This window comes from Phytobacter cepae, assembly GCF_054165735.1.
The window spans coordinates 1,906,751-1,930,242 of record NZ_CM135107.1 but is presented as its reverse complement, the minus strand read 5'-3'; the positions used below and the strand labels follow the sequence as shown (position 1 = coordinate 1,930,242).

General features: G+C 52.1%; 23 protein-coding genes and 1 other annotated feature. Of the genes, 12 read left to right on the top strand and 11 right to left on the bottom strand.

Annotation, left to right across the window (positions count from 1 at the left end; genetic code table 11):
* The first annotated feature begins 35 nt into the window (after window positions 1-35).
* Window positions 36-902, top strand: coding sequence for an L-threonine kinase (locus ACUY4Q_RS08895; protein WP_458046674.1), 867 nt, complete (start codon window positions 36-38; stop codon window positions 900-902).
* Window positions 903-940: 38 nt separating this feature from the next.
* On the opposite strand, the gene ACUY4Q_RS08890 is transcribed toward ACUY4Q_RS08895, so the two are convergent.
* From ACUY4Q_RS08890 to dacD, 4 genes are all read right to left on the bottom strand, one after another.
* Window positions 941-1,276, bottom strand: coding sequence for a DUF496 family protein (locus tag ACUY4Q_RS08890; RefSeq protein ID WP_458046673.1), 336 nt, complete (start codon window positions 1,274-1,276; stop codon window positions 941-943).
* 167 nt (window positions 1,277-1,443) lie between these two features.
* On the bottom strand, window positions 1,444-2,502 hold the full coding sequence (locus ACUY4Q_RS08885) for an FUSC family protein (RefSeq protein ID WP_458046672.1): 1,059 nt from the start codon (window positions 2,500-2,502) through the stop codon (window positions 1,444-1,446).
* Between the two features lie 133 nt (window positions 2,503-2,635).
* Entirely contained in the window at window positions 2,636-3,106 is a 471-nt protein-coding gene (gene sbmC, locus ACUY4Q_RS08880) for a DNA gyrase inhibitor SbmC (protein ID WP_458046671.1), read from the bottom strand.
* 120 nt (window positions 3,107-3,226) lie between these two features.
* Window positions 3,227-4,396 carry a serine-type D-Ala-D-Ala carboxypeptidase DacD gene (gene dacD / locus ACUY4Q_RS08875; protein ID WP_458047297.1) on the bottom strand — a complete coding sequence of 390 codons (1,170 nt, stop codon included), beginning with the start codon at window positions 4,394-4,396 and terminating at the stop codon, window positions 3,227-3,229.
* Between the two features lie 201 nt (window positions 4,397-4,597).
* On the opposite strand from dacD, the gene sbcB reads away from it, so the two are divergent.
* Entirely contained in the window at window positions 4,598-6,022 is a 1,425-nt protein-coding gene (gene sbcB, locus ACUY4Q_RS08870; RefSeq protein WP_458046670.1) for an exodeoxyribonuclease I, read from the top strand.
* 52 nt (window positions 6,023-6,074) lie between these two features.
* Here the strand turns inward: sbcB and ACUY4Q_RS08865 are convergent, their stop codons facing one another.
* Together ACUY4Q_RS08865 and ACUY4Q_RS08860 are read right to left on the bottom strand one after the other, a co-directional pair.
* Window positions 6,075-7,436, bottom strand: a complete 1,362-nt coding sequence (locus tag ACUY4Q_RS08865; protein WP_458046669.1) for an APC family permease — start codon at window positions 7,434-7,436, stop codon at window positions 6,075-6,077.
* A gap of 396 nt (window positions 7,437-7,832) precedes the next feature.
* The gene (locus ACUY4Q_RS08860) at window positions 7,833-8,657 is read right to left on the bottom strand and encodes an SDR family oxidoreductase (protein ID WP_458046668.1); all 825 of its coding nucleotides are present in this window, start codon (window positions 8,655-8,657) and stop codon (window positions 7,833-7,835) included.
* Window positions 8,658-8,833: 176 nt separating this feature from the next.
* Between ACUY4Q_RS08860 and hisL the strand changes: the two genes are divergently transcribed.
* From hisL to ACUY4Q_RS08810, 10 genes are all read left to right on the top strand, one after another.
* On the top strand, window positions 8,834-8,884 hold the full coding sequence (hisL, locus tag ACUY4Q_RS08855) for a his operon leader peptide (RefSeq protein ID WP_437431529.1): 51 nt from the start codon (window positions 8,834-8,836) through the stop codon (window positions 8,882-8,884).
* Window positions 8,860-8,983: a sequence feature (His leader region), on the top strand. It overlaps the preceding gene by 25 nt.
* Window positions 8,984-9,018: 35 nt before the next feature.
* A complete protein-coding gene (gene hisG / locus ACUY4Q_RS08850) occupies window positions 9,019-9,918 on the top strand; it encodes an ATP phosphoribosyltransferase (protein ID WP_458046667.1) in 900 nt (299 codons plus the stop codon).
* A 91-nt stretch (window positions 9,919-10,009) separates the two neighbouring features.
* Window positions 10,010-11,314 carry a histidinol dehydrogenase gene (hisD, locus tag ACUY4Q_RS08845; protein ID WP_458046666.1) on the top strand — a complete coding sequence of 435 codons (1,305 nt, stop codon included), beginning with the start codon at window positions 10,010-10,012 and terminating at the stop codon, window positions 11,312-11,314.
* Window positions 11,311-12,372 (top strand): histidinol-phosphate transaminase, encoded by a 1,062-nt coding sequence (gene hisC, locus ACUY4Q_RS08840; protein WP_458046665.1) that lies wholly within the window; start codon window positions 11,311-11,313, stop codon window positions 12,370-12,372. Before hisD ends, hisC begins: the two co-directional genes overlap by 4 nt.
* Window positions 12,369-13,436 (top strand): bifunctional histidinol-phosphatase/imidazoleglycerol-phosphate dehydratase HisB, encoded by a 1,068-nt coding sequence (hisB, locus tag ACUY4Q_RS08835; protein WP_458046664.1) that lies wholly within the window; start codon window positions 12,369-12,371, stop codon window positions 13,434-13,436. The genes hisC and hisB overlap by 4 nt, the downstream gene beginning before the upstream one ends.
* Window positions 13,436-14,026 (top strand): imidazole glycerol phosphate synthase subunit HisH, encoded by a 591-nt coding sequence (hisH, locus tag ACUY4Q_RS08830; protein WP_458046663.1) that lies wholly within the window; start codon window positions 13,436-13,438, stop codon window positions 14,024-14,026. Before hisB ends, hisH begins: the two co-directional genes overlap by 1 nt.
* Complete coding sequence (gene hisA / locus ACUY4Q_RS08825) at window positions 14,026-14,763, top strand: 1-(5-phosphoribosyl)-5-[(5-phosphoribosylamino)methylideneamino]imidazole-4-carboxamide isomerase (protein ID WP_458046662.1); 738 nt, start codon at window positions 14,026-14,028, stop codon at window positions 14,761-14,763. Before hisH ends, hisA begins: the two co-directional genes overlap by 1 nt.
* Window positions 14,745-15,521, top strand: coding sequence for an imidazole glycerol phosphate synthase subunit HisF (gene hisF / locus ACUY4Q_RS08820; RefSeq protein ID WP_458046661.1), 777 nt, complete (start codon window positions 14,745-14,747; stop codon window positions 15,519-15,521). The genes hisA and hisF overlap by 19 nt, the downstream gene beginning before the upstream one ends.
* Entirely contained in the window at window positions 15,515-16,126 is a 612-nt protein-coding gene (gene hisIE, locus ACUY4Q_RS08815) for a bifunctional phosphoribosyl-AMP cyclohydrolase/phosphoribosyl-ATP diphosphatase HisIE (RefSeq protein ID WP_458046660.1), read from the top strand. The genes hisF and hisIE overlap by 7 nt, the downstream gene beginning before the upstream one ends.
* Window positions 16,127-16,270: 144 nt before the next feature.
* Window positions 16,271-17,275 carry an NAD-dependent epimerase gene (locus tag ACUY4Q_RS08810; RefSeq protein ID WP_458046659.1) on the top strand — a complete coding sequence of 335 codons (1,005 nt, stop codon included), beginning with the start codon at window positions 16,271-16,273 and terminating at the stop codon, window positions 17,273-17,275.
* A 44-nt stretch (window positions 17,276-17,319) separates the two neighbouring features.
* Here the strand turns inward: ACUY4Q_RS08810 and ugd are convergent, their stop codons facing one another.
* The 5 genes from ugd to ACUY4Q_RS08785 all read right to left on the bottom strand — a co-directional run bounded on the left by ugd (window position 17,320) and on the right by ACUY4Q_RS08785 (window position 23,430).
* Window positions 17,320-18,486: a UDP-glucose 6-dehydrogenase gene (ugd, locus tag ACUY4Q_RS08805; protein WP_458046658.1), complete on the bottom strand. Its 1,167-nt coding sequence runs from the start codon at window positions 18,484-18,486 to the stop codon at window positions 17,320-17,322.
* A gap of 263 nt (window positions 18,487-18,749) precedes the next feature.
* Complete coding sequence (gene gnd / locus ACUY4Q_RS08800; protein ID WP_458046657.1) at window positions 18,750-20,156, bottom strand: NADP-dependent phosphogluconate dehydrogenase; 1,407 nt, start codon at window positions 20,154-20,156, stop codon at window positions 18,750-18,752.
* Window positions 20,157-20,270: 114 nt separating this feature from the next.
* Window positions 20,271-21,257 (bottom strand): glycosyltransferase family 2 protein, encoded by a 987-nt coding sequence (locus ACUY4Q_RS08795; RefSeq protein ID WP_458046656.1) that lies wholly within the window; start codon window positions 21,255-21,257, stop codon window positions 20,271-20,273.
* A gap of 8 nt (window positions 21,258-21,265) precedes the next feature.
* Window positions 21,266-21,643, bottom strand: coding sequence for a GtrA family protein (locus tag ACUY4Q_RS08790; protein WP_458046655.1), 378 nt, complete (start codon window positions 21,641-21,643; stop codon window positions 21,266-21,268).
* A gap of 5 nt (window positions 21,644-21,648) precedes the next feature.
* Window positions 21,649-23,430: a DUF7657 domain-containing protein gene (locus ACUY4Q_RS08785; protein ID WP_458046654.1), complete on the bottom strand. Its 1,782-nt coding sequence runs from the start codon at window positions 23,428-23,430 to the stop codon at window positions 21,649-21,651.
* Window positions 23,431-23,492 lie beyond the last annotated feature (62 nt).

The window sequence follows — 23,492 nt, the reverse complement described above, 5'->3', positions numbered from 1 at the left end:
ATCCGGTCGGTGTTGCTTTTGATGAGAGGTTGAGCGTGGCGCTGGCACTGTGTCCCGCATCCTGCGGTGAAATTATTCAGGGTTGGATTCAGGGAAGCGAGAAGCTGGTCTCCTGCCCTGTTGACTGGTACAGCGAGGTCGAAATCACCACCGGTTCACCACTTCCGGGCGAGCGCCCGCTGGTCCGGGCCATGGTGAATCTGGTATTAAAACACTGGCAGATCTCCTCTCATTATGGCCAGGAGATTCGCATTGATTGCTGCTCGACTATCCCGATTGCTAAGGGAATGGCGAGCAGTACAGCCGATATCGCGGCGACGGCGGTTGCCACCTCACGCCACTTCGGTTATTCCCTTGATGAGAACACGCTTGCCAGGCTGTGCGTGATGCTTGAGCCCACGGACAGCACGGTTTTCCGCAATCTGACCCTTTTTGATCACAACACTGCACGTACCCGTATCGCCTGCGAGGGCCTTCCGGCCATGGACATTCTGCTGCTGGAAAGCCCGCTGACCCTGCGAACCGAGGATTACCATCGCCTTGCGCGCGGGCAAATGCTGAGAGCGAATGCCCATGAACTGGATATGGCCTGGCAACAGGTGCAACAGGCCTGTGCACACAATTCGCCCACGCTACTCGCTCGCGCCGCCACACGCAGTGCGGTAGCCAGCCAAAACCTGCTGCCCAAACCTGCGTTCAGTGAACTGTTGGCATTGGTTGAAGCCTGCGATCTTTACGGATTAAATGTTGCCCACAGCGGCAGTGTCGTTGGACTGTTTCTCGACCGGCACAAACATGACGTCGAGCAAGTGAGCTGGCATCTGGATAAACCTGAATTAGTTGTGCACTGGCCGAAGCGGCATCTGTTACGGATGGTGGAAGGCGGTGTGAAGGAGGGATGAAGAAAACGGTGAGAGAGGCTCCCTCACCGTGGTCAGTCTTATTCTGCTTTCAGCTCAATTGGCTTTTGTTCGCCCATTGATTTCAGTTTCTTGGAAATCTCGCGACGTTCTTTGGAGATTTCAGCATTTTTAATGATGTAGTCATCCACGCGATCTTCGTAATCGCTTTTCATGCTGGCGATGATGCCCTGAATGGCCTCAACGCTCATACCTGGTTTGATGTAGTCGCTCAGGTTGTCCAGCAGCAGAACACGCTTCTGGTTGTCACGGATCTTTTTCTCAACGTCCTGGATTTCACGCTGCAGTTTATTCTTACGACGGAACAGACGAACAAACTCCAGAACGTCCTGGAATGAAGGCTTAGTTGTTTCCATTTTGACACCCCTGATAATGTGAGATTCGGATTCGTTAAAGCAACCGCTATAGGGTAGACCTTACTTTTAGCCGTTGCTGATGACAATGGTTTTATCCTTTTCCCTATCATAACCTCAAATCGGGCTGAATCGAAACAACCGGCCCGTTTTTCAGGATTAGATGAAGTTTATTTGCGCAATGCCCGGCAAATCAGATGCGACATTAACTCCAGCTGGCGAGCCAGTTCCATACTCAACCACACATAGCCATGGATGGAGTTCTCTACCAGGGCATCGCCCTGATGTTCACGCAACAGTTCACGCAGCTCCGCAACAATCTCATTGAGTTTTTCCGTGTTGGCGAGAATGGGTTGCGGGTTCCCCTCGTATAATGCATGGGCAATAGTGAGCAGGGTCTGCTGGGTCATCAGTTGGGTTTCACGCAGCGTGTGCGCATTGAGCATCACAAAGTGGCTGGATCGCGAAGCCCAGTGGGCATTGATTTGCAGCTCAAGCATACACACCATATTGCGGCTCACTGTCTGAATCGCTTCAAAAATTGCTTTCTGAATATGCGTTTCTTTGCTCGCCGGCGTAATCAATCCACGCATTTTTACCACGTCATTGAGGATTTTTTGTAGGTGCTTTTCCAGACGCGGGCGCTCGACCAGGTTGACGGAGAATCCCGCCTGGTAAACCCGATTGAATGCCGTGACATAGTTCGCCATCTGGATGCGCCAGTGCAAAAAAGCCCGCTGGGGCCAGATGCCGGTGAACAACATGGCGAGAAGCGAGCCAAAAATGACATCCCCGCTTCGCCAGAGCGCGGTTTCCATGTCTCCTGCAGGCGCACCGACCACCACCGAAAGGGTAATGCCAATAAGCAGGGCCTGATACGGCTTTTTTCCGAGTGCCAGCCAGCCACACAAGAACATGGCGCCAGCGCACCACAGCAGCATAAAGGGAAGAGAGAGAAGCTCAAGCTTCAGGGCCACCAGACCCAGTGCAGAACCGCAGATGGTGCCGCCGATACGGTCAAAGGCACGAGGTACAACATTCCCCCAGAAGGAAATCGGCCCCATTACCACCACCAGGGTGATTAAGGGCCAGGTCCCTTCCGGAATATTCAGCAAACGCACCAGCAAAAAGGTCAGGACAAAGGCCAGCGCAATACGTACCCCGTGAACCACGCGGTAGTGGCGATAAAGCCTGATTTCAAAAGGACTGAGTGATTTATCGGGGCGCACACCCGCTCTCCAGTCAAAAAGACGAAGGCGCAATTGTAGCGATTTTTCTGCGGCTAAGGTCACTGTTTACAACAAAAAAGGGTAACAGATGAAAACGGCCCCATCGGTTACCCTTATGATGACTGAAAAATTGTCAGGTTTTCGGCTCTACGGGGATATACATATCGATTTCCCAATAGCCCTCTTCCTCCGCACTGTTGAGATAAAGCTCGAAGCAAGGACGAAGCGCGATCTGATAGTGTTCGTCTCCCATCAGTTCGTCAAAAAACAGATCCCAGGCTTTTTCAAATTCGAGGTTATAGACTCTGGCGCGCGCAACGGCATATTCTCCGCCCGGCAGTTCGGTCTTCATCACCCCTTCACTGTTTTCCGGGATCACAAAATCGTCGGGGACGGAGACCACTATGTCGCAGCGTAACTTTTCCGCTGGCACCTCGTCCGGGTTATCGTAATAAGCACATATCCAGTCCAGTGGCTGAATTTGCTTACTCCTCACCCACATGTTCAGCTGTTCGAAACCTTGCTTAACGGTGGCATCCCAGGGCCCCACCAGATGAAACCCGGCGATAGTGCGCTTCTCAATCTGCCTGACGTGGTATTCCATGCAACCTCCTCATTTATGCTGTATTTTTATACAGCATAGTTAAGTACCGGGTGCGCAACATTAGCGACGAGTCAAATTTGTGAGCAGCCTCGCGTGCCCGCCAGCCTGCCCAACTTTATGTCACGCTTTATGATGAAAGTAGTCGCTCAGGCGAGAGAACATGCCGCCTTTACCGACATTCTCCAGAGTGACCAGCGGCCAGTGTGCGATGACTTTATCCCGGTCATACAACTGGATTTCTCCGACCCGCTGATGTGCCGCAAGAGGCGCTTCCAGGTTTTTATTATCCATCACATAGCGCGCTTTTATGTTAGGCAGCTCCGCTTTAGGCAACGTTAGCCAGAAATCTTCGTCGGTGCCGACATCCATGTGCTCTTTGTCGCCGTACCAGATACGCTCGCTGCCTACCTTTTTACCCTTGTGCAGAATTTGTACCGTATCGAAATTATCCTGACCCCAATGCAATAACTTTCTGGCCTGATCTTCACGTCCCTTGGGGCTTTCCGCTCCCATGATCACGGCAATCAGTCGACGCTGCCCGTCGACGCTGGAGGCGATGAGGTTGAATCCCGCCCCCGAGGTATGGCCGGTTTTCAGGCCATCAACGTTCAGAGATTTATCCCACAACAAGCCGTTACGGTTTTGCTGCGTGATGCCGTTCCAGGTGAGACTTTTCTCGCTGTACATATGATAAAACGCCGGTTCGCCATGAATAATGGCACGCGACAATACCGCCAGATCGTAGGCGGAACTATGCTGACCGGGTGCATCCAGACCATGTACGGTTTCAAAATGCGTATCCTGAAGGTTCAGCTTTTTGACATAGTCGTTCATCATGGCCACAAACTGCGGTTGTCCACCGGCCACATGGTCAGCCAGCGCAACACAGGCGTCATTGCCGGAATCAACAATCAGTCCGCGACTCAGATCGCGTACCGTTACCCTGTCGCCGGGTTTGATAAACATCAATGATGACCCCTCAAAGACGGGATTTCCTCTCGCCCAGGCGTCCTTTCCGACAGTGACAACGTCGTCGGCGCTGATACGGTGGCTATCGATTGCACGATCGACCACATAGCCGGTCATTAATTTCGTGAGACTGGCCGGGTTACGCTGCTGATGTTCATTGCCTGCGGTTAAGATCTGTCCGGTGGTGAAGTCCATCAATACCCAGGCTCCCGCCTGTATCGCAGGAGGTTGCGGAGCCCGTGGCATGTCTTCGGCAAACGCCAGATGAACGGTAGCTGACAGAAGTGAAAAGGCAAAAAACAAACGGCGTTTCAATGAAATATCCTCGTTAACATCAAATTCGTCGTTCTTTTTACGCAACTTCGCGTGTCGTTACCTGAACAAATTGAAAAAAAATGTGACCGGAGTCAAATTCCCATCCCTGCTTTTCAGCACAAATGCCGTCTCTGATGGGCTTTTTCTTCGGCAGAAAGAGCCTGATGGTTTACCATGTTGGGGTTAATAACGAACAGGATAAGCTCAGTGTCAGATTCCACCGCAGCGCCGACATTTCTCTTCCACGACTACGAAACTTTTGGCACCCATCCGGCGCTGGACCGACCCGCGCAGTTTGCCGCCATTCGTACCGACGTCGACTTCAATATCATTGGCGAGCCGGAAGTCTTCTTCTGTAAACCTGCCGATGATTATCTGCCGCAACCAGGCGCAGTATTGATAACGGGGATCACCCCACAGCAGGCCAAAGCCAAAGGGGTTAACGAAGCCGAGTTTGCGAAGCGTATTCATGCTCTTTTTACCGTCCCTGACACCTGCGTACTGGGTTACAACAACGTCCGCTTTGATGATGAAGTGACGCGCAATATCTTTTATCGAAACTTTTACGACCCCTACGCCTGGAGCTGGCAGAACAATAATTCACGTTGGGATTTGCTCGATGTCATGCGCGCCTGTTATGCGCTCCGCCCGGAAGGCATCAACTGGCCGGAGAATGACGATGGCCTGCCCAGCTTCAGGCTCGAACATCTCACCAAAGCTAACGGTATTGAGCACAGCAATGCCCATGATGCGATGGCTGACGTCTACGCCACCATCGCGATGGCGAAGCTGGTGAAAACGCATCAGCCGCGACTGTTTGATTACCTGCTCAGCCACCGGAGCAAACAGAAGCTGGCAACGCTGATTGACGTGCCGCAAATGGCTCCGTTAGTGCATGTTTCAGCCATGTTCGGCGCCGATCGCAGCAATACCAGTTGGGTCGCTCCGCTTGCCTGGCATCCGGAAAACCGTAATGCGGTGATCATGGTTGATTTGGCGGGAGACATGACGCCTCTGCTGGAACTGAATGCCGATGCGCTTCGGGAACGGCTCTATACGGCAAAAGCCGCGCTTGAGGGGAAATCCCCTGTTCCGGTGAAACTGGTGCACATCAATAAATGCCCGGTGCTGGCGCAGGCAAAAACGCTACGTCCTGAAGACGCTGAACGGCTGGGGGTCGACCGCAAACGCTGCCTTGATAATCTGAAAATCCTGCGCGAAAACCCGCAGGTGCGGGAAAAAGTGGTCGCCATCTTTGCGGAAGCAGAACCCTTTGTGCCTTCAGATAACGTTGACGCACAGCTCTATAATGGCTTCTTCAGCGACGCGGATCGTGCAGCTATGCGCATCGTACTGGAGACGGAACCGCGCAACCTGCCCGCACTCGACATCACCTTTGCCGATAAGCGCATCGAGAGATTACTCTTCAACTACCGGGCGCGTAATTTCCCCGGCACGCTGGATGAAATTGAACAGCAGCGCTGGATGGAACACCGTCGCGAGGTGTTTACGCCGGCATTCTTACAGGCCTATGCTGACGAATTACAGATGCTGTTTGCACAACATGCGGAAGATAAAGAGAAAGTGGCACTGCTGAATGCACTGTGGCAGTACGCCCAGGAGAGTGTATAAGGATAAAAAAAACCGGAGGCCATGGCCTCCGGTTCTTCATTTTACGCCGCGATTACTGCGGAATGTCTTCGTACTGCGGAACCGGGTTACGGAAGCTTTTGGTGACGCAAGCCAGATAGACCAGGCCAATAGCACCCCAGATAAGCCCCAGAATCATTGAGCTCTGCTCCAGGTTCACCCACAGTGCGCCAACCGTCAGGGCGCCACACATCGGCAGCACCAGATACTGGAAGTGATCTTTCAGCGTCTTGTTACGCTTCTCACGGATCCAGAACTGAGAAATCACCGACAGGTTAACAAAGGTAAAGGCCACCAGCGCACCAAAGTTAATCAGCGCAGTCGCAGTCACCAAATCAAAGTTAATCGCCAGCAGCGCAATCGCGCCCACCAGCAGAACGTTCCATGCCGGGGTACGCCATTTCGGGTGTACATAACCGAAGAAACGGGTCGGGAACACACCATCACGGCCCATCACATACATCAGACGGGAAACGCCTGCATGGGCAGCCATACCGGATGCCAGTACGGTGATGGTAGAGAAGACCAGCACGCCGAACTGGAAGGTTTTACCCGCCACGTAAAGCATGATTTCCGGCTGTGATGCATCCGGATCTTTAAAGCGAGAGATATCCGGGAAGTACAGTTGCAGGAAATAAGAGGCCACGATGAACACTAGACCACCAATCAGCGCAGTCAGGAAAATCGCTTTCGGAATCACGCGCTCGGCGTCTTTCGTCTCTTCAGAAAGAGAAGAGATGCCATCAAAGCCGAGGAACGAGAAGCACAGGATGGTCGCACCGGTAATCATCGGCACCACATGCGCACCTTCAGACCAGAACGGACGTGAGCTGGTCAGCGTGCCCGCGCCTTCGCCGTGCGCCACACCGTAGACAATCAGACCGACGATAACCGCAACGATACCCATCTGCAGAATAACAATCAGGGTGTTGAAGTTGGCAACGGACTTAATGCTGCGCAGGTTGGAGATGGTCATAAAGGCCACCAGCGCAACCACGAAGATCCACGAAGGTACGCTTGGCACCAGCGCTTCAAAGTAGATTTTTGCCAACAGAATGTTGATCATCGGCATGAACAGATAGTCCAGCAGCGATGACCAGCCCACCATAAAGCCAACGGCAGGGCTGATGGATTTTTGGGCATAGGTATACGCCGAGCCAGCGGATGGGAAGCGGCGGACCAGCTTACCGTAGCTCAACGCAGTAAAGAGGATGGCAACCAGCGCAAAGGCATATGCCGTTGCTACGTGACCATCAGTCAAACCAGAGACAATGCCGAACGTATCGAACAGCGTCATCGGCTGCATATAGGCAAGACCCATCATGACAACCGGAATCAACGTAAGTGACTTACGCAATTCCACGCGAGAGGTTTTTGGAGTAACGTTATGCGACATGGGAATCCTCCTGAACGGTGGACACCATTGCAAATACAAAAAATTGCCCCATTTTTTTCTGTTTCCTCAGCGACAACAACTGTCGGTTTTTAAGTAAATATCTATCCGGTACGAAGCCCGGCCTCTTGGTATGAATGATGTTTCAAGAATGCAAAAAAATAACCGACGTGTTTACGTCGGCTATTCCTTTTTTGCGGGGCATATTTTGCACCAAACTGAGGCGCGATGACAAGCCTGTGAGAGGCCGCTCACACACTATTTTCTTTCAATCGCTTGATTTTTAACACCTGCAGCCCTTTTAGTGCCTGCGGTGAACAAAAAAATAGCATTTTTTGTTCAAATTTAATTACCCCAACCGTAGGCGGGGTCATCACCCCATTTACGCTCGGCGAAGCGCTACTCCATAGGCATCGTCATCGGGTCGGAATAGACATACTCAAATCCCAGGTCGTGACAGATTCGATTGCCATCAACAATCTTTCCTTTACTCGCTTCTGCCGACGCAAGAAACTGCGGCTCAGCCAGCCCAAGCTGCCGCGCCATCTGCGGATAGAACACCTCGCGTGCGGGATGCTGTGGCGCACAAATATTGTAGATGTGCCCTCCTTTCGGCAACTGCAGGAGTAGCGTGATCGCGGAGATGACATCATCCAGGTGCACAAGATTGACCCCCTGCTGCCCGTCTGGCGCTGTTTTACCGGCAAAGAAGCGTCCAGGGTGCCGCCCTGGCCCCACCAGCCCGGCAAGGCGCAAAATGTCGACGGAGGTACCGGGCAGGTTATGCAGCCAGTCTTCAAGCTCCTTGAGTACACGACCACTTGCCGTGACCGGCTCACGCGCGGATGTCTCTTTCACCGTGCCGCTCGCGTCACCATAAACCGACGTGGAGCTGGTAAAAATGATGCGCGGAATGCGATACGCCAGCGCGCTATCGACAATTTCCTGTATCGCCTGCAAATAAAACTCATCACCCGGGCCACTGCGTCGTGCCGGCAGCGTCACCACCAGCGCATCGGCCTGCATTAACGCATCCAGATCGTCCGCCTCACATATCAGCTGCGGCTCCAGCTTTAACATGTAGCTTTCAATGCCGCTCATGCGGGCCGCTTCCACCCCATCCTGGGTGGTTTTGCTACCGACAACCTGCCAGCCTCGCGCGTTGAGTGACAGCGCAAGTGGCATGCCAAGCCATCCTAATCCGACAATTGCGACCTTTTTCATTCGTCTCTCCCGACTTTTCGCTGAATCCTGTTTAAGGCTACGCCAGCGCAGTGAAAGTGACAATTCCCGGCCTGAATATGAAATGATTTAATGATGAAAAAAAGCCCTTGCCTTCGCAGGCAAAAGTGGTTTAGGTTAAACGACATCAATGTGAATAAGCATTCAACGAGATTTTTATGACAAGCGTTCAAATTAAACTTCACCATCATCACCATCATCCTGACTAGTCTTTCAGGCGATGTGTGCTGGAAGACGTTTAAATCTTCCAGTGGTGCATGAACGCAGAAAAAAGCCCCCGGAAGATCATCTTCCGGGGGCTTTTTTTTTGAACCAAATTCAGCAGGATAACGAGGACAACAGAATGTTAGACAACAGCCGTTTACGCATAGCTATTCAGAAATCGGGTCGCCTGAGCGAAGATTCACGCGAATTACTCGCCCGTTGTGGCATCAAAATCAACCTGCACACCCAGCGTCTGATTGCCATGGCCGAAAATATGCCGATTGATATTCTGCGCGTGCGTGACGACGACATCCCGGGTCTGGTGATGGACGGCGTGGTTGATCTGGGCATTATCGGTGAAAACGTGCTGGAAGAAGAGTTGTTGACCCGCCGTGCGCAAGGCGAAGACCCGCGTTATTTCACCCTGCGCCGTCTCGATTTCGGCGGCTGCCGTCTCTCGCTTGCTACCAGTGTCGATGAAGAGTGGAACGGCCCCGGCGCACTCGACGGTAAACGCATTGCCACCTCTTATCCGCACCTGTTAAAACGCTACCTTGACCAGAAGGGTGTCTCCTTTAAGTCATGTCTGCTGAACGGCTCTGTTGAAGTCGCCCCGCGTGCCGGCCTGGCTGACGCCATCTGCGACCTTGTCTCGACTGGCGCTACCCTCGAAGCTAACGGCCTGCGCGAAGTCGAAGTGATCTATCGCTCTAAAGCCTGCCTGATCCAGCGCGATGGTGAGATGGAAGAGACCAAGCAGCAGTTGGTCAACAAACTGCTGACCCGTATTCAGGGTGTCATTCAGGCCCGTGAATCGAAATATATCATGATGCACGCGCCAACCGAGCGCCTGGATGAAGTGATTGCCCTGCTGCCGGGTGCTGAGCGCCCTACCATTCTTCCTCTCGCCGGTGACCAGCAGCGCGTTGCCATGCATATGGTGAGCAGCGAAACCCTGTTCTGGGAAACCATGGAAAAACTCAAAGCACTGGGCGCCAGCTCTATTCTGGTCCTGCCGATTGAGAAGATGATGGAATAAGACGTGCCTTGCTGCCCGGTAGAGGTAACACCGGGCAGACGGTTGTTAACGTGAGTGGGCCAACAGGCACGTGCAATAAAGGAAAACGATTATGAGCTTCAATACCCTCATCGACTGGAACAGCTGCAGCGCAGAGCAGCAACGAGAACTGCTGATGCGCCCGGCGATTTCAGCCTCCGAAAGCATTACCCGCACGGTGGTTGAGATCCTGAATAACGTCCGTGCCAACGGTGACGATGCCCTGCGCGAATACAGCGCGAAATTCGATAACACCGAGGTCACTGCCCTGAAAGTGACAGAGCAAGAAATTGCCGATGCCAGTGCACGCCTCGGCGATGACATCAAACAGGCCATGGCTGTGGCCGTGAAGAATATCGATACCTTTCACGTCGCGCAAAAATTGCAGACGGTTGATGTCGAAACGCTGCCAGGCGTTCGCTGCCAGCAGGTCACCCGCCCTATCGCTTCCGTGGGTCTTTATATCCCGGGCGGATCGGCGCCGCTGTTTTCCACTGTGCTGATGCTGGCAACGCCGGCGCGCATCGCGGGCTGTAAAAAAGTCGTGCTTTGCTCTCCGCCACCGATTGCCGATGAGATTTTGTATGCCGCCCAACTTTGCGGGGTACAGGAGGTGTTTAAAGTCGGGGGCGCGCAAGCGATTGCGGCTCTGGCCTTTGGCACCGAATCCGTGCCGAAAGTCGACAAAATCTTTGGCCCAGGCAATGCCTTTGTGACCGAAGCCAAACGCCAGGTGAGTCAGCGCCTGGACGGTGCCGCCATTGATATGCCTGCCGGCCCCTCTGAAGTGTTGGTGATTGCCGACAGCGGCGCCACCCCGGATTTCGTCGCCTCCGACCTGCTTTCTCAGGCCGAACACGGCCCGGACTCTCAGGTCATTCTGTTGACTCCGGATGCGGACATGGCAAGCGCCGTCGCCGAGGCCGTCGAACGCCAACTGGCTGACCTGCCTCGCGCTGAAACCGCGCGTAAAGCCCTCTCCGCCAGCCGCCTGATTGTGGCAAAAGATCTGGCGCAGTGCGTGGAGATTTCCAACCAGTACGGCCCGGAGCACCTGATCATTCAGACCCGCAGTGCACGCGACCTGATAGATGATATCACCAGCGCCGGTTCGGTCTTTTTGGGCGACTGGTCACCGGAATCTGCTGGCGATTACGCCTCCGGCACCAACCATGTGCTGCCGACCTACGGTTATACCGCGACCTGCTCCAGCCTTGGGCTGGCCGATTTCCAGAAACGCATGACCGTACAGGAACTGTCTCGCGAAGGATTTGCTTCCCTCGCCTCTACCATTGAAACGCTGGCAGCGGCTGAACTGCTGACCGCCCACAAAAACGCCGTCACCCTGCGTGTAAACGCCCTTAAGGAGCAAGCATGAGTATTGAGGAACTGGCTCGCGCCAACGTTCGTGCCCTGACCCCCTACATGTCAGCTCGCCGCCTGGGCGGTAAAGGGGATGTCTGGCTGAACGCTAATGAATTCCCGACGGCGGTGAATTTCGACCTCTCCCAGCAGACGCTGAACCGCTACCCGGAGGGTCAGCCTAAGGCGGTGATCGAGAATTATGCGCAGTATGCCGGGCTGACGCCGGAGCAAGTGCTGGTCTGTCGTGGTGCAGATGAAGGTATCGAACTGTTGATTCGTGCATTTTGCGAACCGGGTAAAGATGCGATTCTGTTCTGCCCCCCAACCTATGGCATGTACAGCGTCAGCGCTGAAACCTTTGGCGTCGAGTACCGCACGGCGCTGACACGCGATGACTGGCAGCTCGATCTGGAGAGTATCTCCAGCCAGCTTGATAACGTGAAACTGGTCTACATTTGCAGCCCCAATAACCCGACCGGGCAGATTATTAATCCGCAGGATATTCGTGATGTGCTGGAGATGACCCGCGGCAAAGCGCTGGTGGTAGCCGATGAAGCCTATATCGAGTTCTGCCCGCAAGCCACGCTGACCGGTTGGCTTAGTGAGTACCCGCACCTCGTCATTCTGCGCACGCTGTCCAAAGCATTTGCCCTGGCTGGCCTGCGCTGTGGCTTCACCCTGGCCAATGCCGATGTGATTGCCATGCTGATGAAAGTGATTGCCCCTTACCCGCTCTCCACACCGGTCGCCGACATTGCCGCCCAGGCGTTGAGCCCTGAAGGGCTGGAGGCCATGCGCCAGCGCGTCGCACAAATCGTTGAAGAACGTGAATTTCTGGTCAGCGCTCTGCGTGACATCACTTGTGTAGAGGCGGTATTCAACTCCGACACCAACTATATTCTGGTCCGCTTTGTTGCTTCCAGCGCAGTCTTTAAATCTCTCTGGGATCAGGGCATTATCCTGCGTGACCAAAACAAACAACCCACCTTGAGTGGCTGCCTGCGTATTACCATTGGCACCCGCGAAGAGAGCCAGCGCGTCATTGACGCTTTACGTGCGGAGTCCGTATGAGCCAGAAGTACCTTTTTATTGACCGTGATGGAACCCTGATTTCTGAGCCACCGAGCGATTACCAGGTCGATCGTTTCGACAAACTGGCGTTTGAACCCGACGCCATTACCGCACTGCTCAACTTGCAAAAAGCCGGTTTCAAGCTGGTGATGATAACTAATCAGGACGGCCTGGGCACCAGCAGTTTCCCGCAGGCAGAGTTTGACGGCCCCCACAACCTGATGATGCAGATTTTCACCTCTCAGGGCGTGGTTTTTGAAGAGGTACTGATTTGCCCGCACCTCCCCGCCGACAACTGCGATTGCCGCAAACCTAAAGTGCAACTGGTCGAACGCTGGCTGGTTGAGCAGATGCTGGACAAAGAGAACAGCTATGTGATTGGTGACCGGCAGACTGATATTGAGCTCGCCGAGAACATGGGTATCACCGGTCTGCGTTATCACCGCGAAACCCTCAACTGGGCGACGATTACCGAGCAACTCACCAAACGCGATCGCTATGCTCAGGTCCTGCGCAACACCAAAGAGACGCAGATTGACGTGCAGGTATGGCTTGACAGAGAAGGCGGTAGCAAAATCAAAACCGGTGTCGGTTTCTTTGATCATATGCTGGATCAGATTGCTACTCACGGCGGTTTCCGTATGGCCATCACGGTGAACGGCGATCTTTACATCGACGATCATCACACCGTTGAAGATACCGGTCTGGCGCTGGGTGAAGCGCTGAAAAAAGCGTTGGGTGACAAGCGCGGCATCAACCGTTTCGGTTTTGTTCTGCCGATGGATGAGTGCCTTGCACGCTGCGCGTTGGATATCTCCGGTCGCCCGCATCTGGAGTATAAAGCCGAATTCTCCTATCAGCGGGTGGGCGATTTGAGCACCGAGATGGTTGAGCACTTCTTCAGTTCCCTCTCCTATACCATGGGCGCGACGCTGCACCTGAAAACCAAAGGCAAAAACGATCACCACCGCGTGGAGAGCCTGTTTAAAGCCTTCGGCCGCACGCTGCGCCAGGCGATCCGTGTGGAAGGCGACACCCTTCCCTCGTCAAAAGGAGTGCTGTGATGAACGTGGTCATCCTGGATACCGGTTGCGCTAACCTGAACTCGGTAAAATCCGCCGTGTCTCGTCACGGCTATGAGCCACTGGTCAGTCGCGATCCCGATGTGGTGCTGCGTGCCGACAAACTGTTCCTGCCGGGCGTGGGCACGGCGCAGGCGGCTATGGATCAACTGCGCGAGCGCGAACTCATCGAGCTGGTAAAAGCCTGTACCCAGCCGGTGCTGGGCATCTGCCTGGGTATGCAACTGCTGGGGCGTTTTAGCGAAGAGAATCACGGCGTCGATCTGCTGAATATCATTGAGGAAGACGTGCCGAAGATGGTTGACGTCGGCCTGCCGCTGCCGCACATGGGCTGGAACCGCGTCTACCCGAAAGCCGGTAATCGTCTGTTTCAGGGTATTGAAGACGGTGAGTATTTCTACTTCGTGCACAGCTATGCCATGCCGGTTAATCCGCACACCATCGCACAGTGCCATTACGGCGCCCCCTTTACCGCCGCCGTGCAAAAAGACAACTTCTACGGCGTGCAATTCCACCCGGAACGCTCAGGCCGTGCTGGCGCACTGCTGCTGAAAAACTTCCTGGAGATGTGATGATTATTCCTGCTTTAGATTTGATTGACGGTACGGTAGTCCGTTTGCACCAGGGCGATTACGGGCAGCAACGCGATTACGGCACCGATCCGCTACCGCGTTTGCAGGATTACGCAGCGCAGGGCGCCCAGGTACTGCATCTGGTGGATTTAACGGGCGCAAAAGATCCGGCGCGTCGCCAGATCCCTTTGTTAAAAACTCTGGTTGCGGGCGTGAACGTGCCGGTGCAGGTGGGTGGCGGTGTGCGCACCGAAGAGGACGTGGCGGCTCTGCTCGAGGCCGGTGTGGCACGGGTGGTGGTTGGCTCAACGGCGGTAAAATCGCCCGACGTCGTCAAAGGCTGGTTTGAACGTTTTGGTGCCGAGGCGCTGGTACTGGCGCTCGACGTACGCATTGATGCTAAGGGCAAGAAACAGGTTGCGGTCAGCGGCTGGCAGGAAGATTCCGGCGTTTCGCTGGAAGCGCTGGTTGAAACCTATCTGCCGGTGGGCCTGAAGCATGTACTCTGCACGGACATTTCCCGCGACGGTACGCTGGCCGGTTCCAACGTGTCGCTGTATGAAGAAGTGTGCGCGCGCTATCCGCAAGTGGCTTTTCAGTCCTCGGGCGGGATTGGCGATATTAATGACGTAGCTGCGCTGCGCGAAACAGGCGTACAGGGTGTGATCGTCGGTCGCGCGCTGCTGGAAGGTAAATTCACTGTAACGGAGGCCATCCAATGCTGGCAAAACGGATAATTCCTTGTCTTGATGTACGTGATGGTCAGGTCGTAAAAGGCGTGCAGTTCCGTAATCATGAAATTATTGGTGACATCGTCCCACTGGCAAAGCGTTATGCCGAAGAGGGTGCAGACGAACTGGTGTTTTACGATATCACCGCCTCCAGCGATGGCCGAGTGGTCGATAAAAGCTGGGTGTCACGCGTAGCAGAAGTGATCGATATTCCCTTCTGTGTCGCAGGGGGTATTAAAACCGCTGAGGATGCGGCCAAAATTCTCTCCTTTGGCGCGGATAAAATCTCCATTAACTCGCCGGCACTGGCCGACCCGGAACTGATCACCCGCCTCGCGGATCGATTCGGCGTACAGTGCATCGTTGTAGGTATTGATACCTGGTTTGACGAGGCTACCGGCAAATATCATGTCAATCAGTATACCGGTGACGAAAGCCGTACCCGGGTGACCCAGTGGGAAACGCTGGATTGGGTGCAGGAAGTGCAAAAGCGCGGCGCCGGCGAAATCGTGCTGAATATGATGAACCAGGACGGCGTACGCAATGGCTACGATCTTGAACAGCTGAAGAAAGTACGCGAGGTCTGCCATGTACCGTTGATCGCCTCCGGCGGCGCGGGCACCATGGAACATTTCCTTGAAGCGTTCCGGGATGCAGACGTGGATGGCGCACTGGCCGCCTCCGTGTTCCATAAACAAATTATTAATATCAGCGAATTAAAAATCTACCTGGCAAGTCAGGGTGTGGAGATAAGGGTATGTTAACTGAGCTTCAACTCAGCCAACTGGACTGGGAAAAGACCGACGGGCTGCTGCCTGCCGTGGTGCAGCACGCAGTGTCTGGCGAAGTGTTGATGCTGGGCTATATGGATAAAGCCGCGCTGGCGAAAACGCAGGAAACCGGCAAGGTGACCTTCTTTTCGCGTACCAAAGGTCGTCTGTGGACCAAGGGCGAAAGCTCTGGTCATTTTCTGAATGTCGTTCGTATCGCCCCGGATTGCGACAATGACACCTTATTGGTATTGGCAAACCCTATCGGGCCTACCTGCCACACCGGCACCTCAAGCTGCTTTGGTGACACCAACCATCAGTGGCTTTTCCTTTATCAGCTTGAGCAGTTACTGGCTGAGCGTAAAACCGCCGATCCGGAAAGCTCCTACACCGCGAAGCTGTACGCCAGTGGTACCAAGCGTATTGCGCAAAAGGTCGGTGAAGAAGGCGTAGAAACCGCGCTCGCCGCGACGGTGAATGACCGTTTTGAACTGACCAATGAAGCCTCTGATTTGGTCTACCATCTGCTGGTGCTGTTGCAGGATCAGGATCTTGACCTGACTGCGGTGATTGAAAACCTGCGTAACCGCCACAAATAAATCCTGCGGGGAGCCTCGCGCTCCCCCTTCCCTTCACCAATAAACAGTTATCTTTCTTCGCCTCAGAAGGTATGATCGCGCCACTGGTTCAGCGTTTGCGGTAATACGCTGCATGTTTAGTACTCTCTAATATTGAGGTTGAAGATGAAATTTCTGGTCACCGGCGCGGCTGGCTTTATTGGTTTTCATGTCAGCGAGCGTCTCTTGCAGGCGGGCCATCAGGTCGTAGGGATAGATAACCTTAATGATTATTATGATGTCAGCCTGAAACAGGCGCGTCTTGAACTGCTGACATCTGAGAATTTCAGCTTTAAAAAACTCGATCTGGCCGATCGTGAAGGTATGGCGCAACTGTTCGCTAACGAGAAATTCGATCGCGTTATTCATCTCGCTGCGCAGGCCGGTGTCCGCTACTCGCTGGAAAATCCCCTTGCCTACGCCGATGCCAATCTGATTGGCCATTTAAACGTACTTGAAGGCTGTCGCCACAACCGCGTGGGTCATCTGCTGTACGCCTCGTCCAGTTCCGTTTATGGCCTGAACCGCAAAATGCCGTTCTCCACCGATGATTCCGTTGACCATCCGGTGTCGCTCTACGCCGCCACGAAAAAGGCTAACGAGCTGATGTCTCACACCTACTCACACCTGTACGGTTTGCCGACGACCGGTCTGCGTTTCTTCACCGTCTACGGTCCGTGGGGACGCCCGGATATGGCGCTGTTTAAGTTCACCAAAGCCATGCTCGAAGGCAAGAGCATTGATGTTTACAACTACGGCAAAATGAAGCGCGATTTTACCTATATCGATGATATCGCCGAAGCCATTATTCGTTTGCAGGATGTCATTCCTCAGGCGGATGCTAACTGGACCGTAGAAGAAGGCACACCGGCTACCAGCTCCGCGCCGTACCGTGTTTATAACATCGGTAATAGCTCTCCCGTTGAGCTGATGGATTACATCACTGCACTGGAAGAGGCCGTCGGCATCGAAGCACAGAAAAACATGATGCCTATCCAGCCAGGTGATGTGCTGGAAACCAGCGCGGACACGAAAGCACTGTACAGCGTGATTGGCTTTAAACCGCAAACCTCGGTGAAACAGGGTGTGAAAAACTTTGTTGACTGGTATCGCGCCTTTTACCACGTATAAAAAAACGGCCCCGCGGGGCCGTTTTCGTTTGTGCTGTCAGAGGATTAGTCGTTACCGAACAGATCCCGGGTGTAGACTTTCTCTGCTACGTCAGAAAGTTCAGGTGCCATGCGGTTAGAGATAATCACATCGGCCTCCTGCTTAAATGCGTCCAGGTCACGCACCACACGGGAGTTGAAGAAATCATCTTCCTTCATTACCGGTTCATAAACGATAACCTGCACGCCTTTGGCTTTAATGCGCTTCATAATCCCCTGAATGGAGGAGGCGCGGAAGTTATCTGAACCGCTCTTCATGATCAGACGATAGACGCCCACCACTTTAGGTTTACGCGCCAGGATAGAGTCGGCGATGAAATCTTTACGCGTGCGGTTTGCATCCACAATCGCACCAATGATGTTATTCGGCACCGACTCATAGTTCGCCAGCAACTGTTTGGTATCCTTCGGCAGGCAGTAACCACCATAACCAAACGACGGGTTGTTGTAGTGGTTACCAATACGTGGATCCAGGCATACCCCTTCGATAATCTCACGCGAGTTCAGCCCCAGACTCTCCGCATAGCTGTCCAGCTCGTTAAAGTAAGCCACACGCAGTGCAAGATAGGTATTGGCAAACAATTTGATTGCTTCGGCTTCGGTGGAACCCGTAAACAGCACATCGATATTTTGTTTGATGGCGCCTTCCTGCAACAAGGCGGCAAAACGCTCAGCACGCGCGGAGCGTTCACCGATGACGATACGCGATGGATGCAAGTTGTCATAGAGCGCTTTGCCTTCGCGCAAAAACTCAGGCGAGAAGATGATGTTCTCAATGCCCAACTCTTCTTTGATGGACTGCGTGAAGCCAACCGGAATCGTGGATTTGATGATCATCACCGCGTTTGGGTTGATCTCGTGAACATCACGGATAACAGATTCCACACTGGAGGTGTTGAAGTAGTTATTCTTGGGATCGTAATCCGTCGGGGTTGCGATGATGACGTAATCAGCATCGCGGTAGGCATCGTGCTTATCCGTGGTCGCACGGAAATTGAGCGGCTTATTCTGTAAATACTCCTGGATTTCCTTATCAACGATGGGGGAAATCTTCTGATTCAGCATGTCCACCTTAGCCTGCACGATATCCAGCGCGACGACCTCGTGGTTCTGCGCAATCAAAATACCGTTCGATAAGCCAACGTAACCTGTTCCGGAGATGGTTATTTTCATTCGATAAGCTACTTATGTCAGTGTATAGAGCCGAAGATGGTAGTGTTTGCCATCACTTAAAATCAATAACTGTTGGGGTTTTTACCTCTTCCGTTGAGGCACTGTCAAGGCGGCGTCTTGCTGCCTAAACAGAGTTTGGGTAGTCCGCTATTTTCGCGCGTGACGCGTTATGGGGGGAAATGCGTTGAACCATGCGGCTTTTAATGAAAAAAAAGCCCGGTTAGGTGCACCGGGCTTTGCTTGATAGAGCAAACAATATCAGATTAATCCAGCCATTCCGTGTGGAATACGCCATCTTTATCAGTACGCTTGTAGGTATGCGCGCCGAAGTAGTCACGCTGCGCCTGAATCAGGTTTGCAGGCAGGACGGCTGCACGATAACTGTCATAATAAGCGACTGCGGCGCCAAAGGTTGGAACCGGAATACCGTTTTGCACCGCGTAAGCCACAACATCACGCAGCGCCTGCTGATATTCATCAGCAATCTGTTTGAAATACGGCGCCAACAACAGGTTAGCGATAGCCGGAGTTTGCGCATAAGCGTCGGTGATTTTCTGCAGGAACTGTGCACGGATGATGCAACCTGCACGGAAAATCTTCGCAATTTCGCCGTAGTTCAGATCCCAGTTGTTTTCGTCAGACGCAGCGCGCAGCTGAGAGAAGCCCTGTGCGTAGGAGACAATTTTACCGAGGTACAGCGCACGGCGCACTTTCTCAATGAATTCTGCTTTATCACTTGCAGGTTTTGCCTGCGGGCCGGTCAGAACTTTGGATGCCGCGACACGTTGCTCTTTCAGAGAAGAGATGTAACGGGCAAAGACGGATTCAGTGATCAGTGACAGCGGCTCGCCGAGATCCAGGGAGCTCTGGCTGGTCCATTTACCGGTACCTTTGTTTGCCGCTTCGTCCAGAATGACATCAACCAGGTATTTACCCTCTTCGTCTTTCTTGGTGAAGATGTCTTTGGTGATGTCGATCAGGTAGCTGCTCAGCTCGCCTTTATTCCACTCGCTGAAGGTGTCAGCCAGCTCTTCGTTTGACAGGTTCAGGCCGCCTTTCAGCAGAGAGTAGGCTTCTGCAATCAGCTGCATATCGCCGTATTCGATGCCGTTGTGAACCATCTTCACATAATGGCCCGCACCGTCAGCACCGATATAGGTCACACAAGGTTCGCCATCTTCAGCTACCGCCGCGATCTTCGTCAAAATCGGCGCCACCAGCTCATAGGCTTCTTTCTGACCACCCGGCATGATGGATGGACCTTTCAGCGCGCCCTCTTCACCACCGGATACACCGGTGCCGATGAAGTTAAAACCTTCGGCAGACAGTTCACGGTTACGACGGATAGTATCGTGATAGAAGGTGTTGCCGCCATCAATGATGATGTCACCCTTATCAAGATACGGTTTCAGAGAATCGATGGCAGCATCGGTGCCGGCGCCTGCTTTCACCATCAACAGGATGCGGCGTGGCGTCTCTAAGGATTCAACAAATTCCTGCACGGTATAGAAAGGAACGAGCTTCTTGCCTGGGTTTTCGGCAATCACTTCTTCGGTTTTGTCGCGGGAACGGTTAAATACAGAAACGGTATAGCCACGGCTTTCAATGTTAAGCGCCAGATTGCGCCCCATCACTGCCATACCAACAACGCCGATTTGTTGCTTAGACATGCAAAACTCCTGTCAGGTGTGGTTACCCAGCCGGGAACGAGTCCGGCGGGTTTAAAAGAGCAAGTAATCGATATGTTAACTCAGTACACAAGAAAAGGTATAGCAGCAGATGCGCTACAGGTTGTGGTGTTCATCATCTTCATCGCGCAGCAAACGTGTGATCGCAACGGTAGGCTGATTCTCAATGTCTGCCTGGATAAAGGAGAGCAGGAATTGAACACCTAAAATAATAGGCAGTGCCGCAAGCATGACAGTTCCGCTCGTTGCCGGGAGATTTGTGGCTATTGAATGATACCAGGCCGAAGCACCGTAAATGACCCCAAAGATGAACAACAGCGTTCCTAACAGTAATTCGATTGAGGCTATTGAAAAACCGCGCAAAAAGTAGTTATAAAAAATTCGCTTGCCAAGGTTTTTAATGTTGCCTTTCAGAAAAGGCATCATGATTTTTTTAATATTCAGGTTTGAAACTTCATCACCATACACGGCATCCATTGGAATATCCTGGACTTTCGCGCTGACAACATTAAGACGAAACAGCAGATCGGACTCGAAGAAATAGCGTTTACTGATTTTATCTAAAGGTAATTTCTTTAATGCAATGGCAGATATCGCAGTGTAACCGTTAGTCGGATCAAAGGTCTTATAATAACCCGACGAGAATTTGGTCATGAAGGAGAGAACCGCATTGCCAAAAAGACGGACTTTAGGCATGGGTTTCAGACCTTCGATATCGTGGAAACGGTTGCCCTTGGTATAATCGGCTTCTCCGCGAAGGATAGGTCTGACAAAGAGTTTGATTAGAGCCGGATCCATTTGCCCGTCGCCGTCAACCTTCACAAAGACATCGGCACCTTCTGCCAGACCAACCTTGTAACCATGAAGCACTGCACCACCTACCCCCTGGTTTTCTTCATTGAAGAGCACGCGAACACGTTTATCAGAGCAATTGTTAAGAATGAATTCACCAGAATTATCAGGGCATTTATCATCGACGGCATAGATCATGGAAACTTCGTCTCCAATATCTGCAATGACTTTTAATATATGGTCCTTAACTTTATAACAGGGGATTACGACCGCTATTTTAAAATCATTCACTATGGTTGTCATTTTTTATAAACCCAAATTTTTGCGATAAGAAAACTAACGAAAAACAAAAGAATCTCAACAAAAACCTTTGTCATTGCCATGAGTTTTACAGATGAAGCCGTTATCAAATAATGTTCAAACAGATAGATTAACGCTGTACTTAACACTGTCATTCCGGCCCAGTACACCACAAATTTCAGAAAGACGTACTTATCCATTTTACGCTGAAAAGTGAATCGACCATTAATATAATATCCCAGGCATGCGGCCGAGCCTCGGGATATGATATTTGCCAGTGCAACGCTTACCCCTAACCATGTCAGGCCTGTAAACAGTGCGGTATCAAGGCCAAACTGAACGACACCACAAATAAAGAAAGATAATATTTTATTCATCAGTATTATTTCTTAATGGTGACGTTTTTACAGGGCGTATCAATACCTGCAGTAAAGCAACGTTGTGGAACAGATATCACATCAGTAGCGCTCAGCTCAATCACATCACTGTCTGGAATAAGATGGATATGCGCATAACGGTTGAACACTGTATTCATTTCCGTTTTATCAATTTCAGGAAATTTTTTGTACCAGAAAGGAAGCTGCGGCGTAGTCAGGACATGGTTACCGGCAGGATAGCCTAAGCCATTGATAATTGAGCCAGCTACGGCAGCAATGACCACGCCATACTCCTTCGCCTGATTGTCATAAACAGCTGTCGCTGGGGTCTCATAATGCTTATGGAAGATGAATTTTGCATCCTGCAAAGGGTTGAACGCAAAGAATACGCCCAGAGCATAAATGGCAGTAACCGCAGAGAGGCCTAATGTCTCCTTTTGGCGGAATCGTAAGACCAGGCCCAGCACCAGTGCACCGATGAGCAGCGTGATAAGTTCCACTCTCGCCGGGCCGACGCCGCCTTTAATCACAACAAACACGCCGGCATAAAGCACGGTAAAAAGTGCAATGCGTTGCAGACTGAGTTTTAAGGCATTCCTGACGAGGGCGAACACCGCGAGCATATTAAATGCCAGACCTAAACCCAGCATCAAACGCACGGCAGGCACTTTGTCCAATACCAGAAACTTACCAACGCTCGCCGGAATCGGCAGCTGGGTCCAGAGCAACATAATCAGTATGCTCAGCCCCGGCACTAACCATTTATCCGTCAGACGCAGGGAAAACGACAAACGGGTTTTGCCATAATCGGTGAAAAATAGCACCAGTATCGGCAGCAGTGTCGCCCAGGTTGAGATTTGACAAATATTGCTGATCTCTTTCCAGGCCAGTAAATCATAGTGCCTGTCGAACCACATCGACGGGAAGAGTAATGATTCAAGCATCGCCAGTGAGATGATGCTGCCGCCGTTTTCACTCCTTACACCAGGGTAAACGGTATTTTTCATCAACTGGATGTAATCATAAAAATAGAGATACACCACTGCCATGGCCGCGATCCCTGCTATCGCCGCGACGAGGATATCCCGCGTTCTTATCGTGCGTAAATCAATGACATTCCAAATCCACACCACGGCAACCAACGCGAGTGCATAGGTGAAAGGCGGGTATAAATTGCCCAACTGCCAGCAAACTAAAAACCAGAAAAGTGCAATCCCGTATACAGGTGAGGATTTTATTTTATACAGTGAATACAAAACCCACGGGAAGAAAGCGAATGTTGCTGCATTAACCGTCCACCAGAACTGCACACTGCCGGTGAAGTAAAAGGCGATACTGATCAGGAATGCAGAGGGTTCATCAACACCCGTTATTTTTATAATCTTCTGAAAACCAATCAAGAAAAATGCAAACAACGAGAAATAATAGAATGAATAAGCATAGGCGGGGGGTAAAACAAAATATCCCCACTGTGTGGGTTTAAATATCATTCCCCAGTCGAAAATCGGCAGTCCGTAGTTAATACGGAGATCTTCTTTATAAATTGAAGAGGTATTGATTCTTTCAAACCCGTTATTCACTAAGGCCTGGGTCAGTGGGGTTTGTACCACCCATTCGTCTGATCGAATACTGCGCGCTTTCCCAAAATCAGGATGCGCATCAACACCTATTCCATCAAGGGCAAGACTGTAGGAAGAAGGAGACCACGCATTAGAGACATAAATAATGCCTAACAATAAACAAACCAGCAGATAGAACCGCGAGTTATTTATATTCAAAAATTTCATCAGCGCACCAAAAGATCTTGTTAAGAGTCTGGATAGCAGAGGTTATCTGCTATCCAAGACAG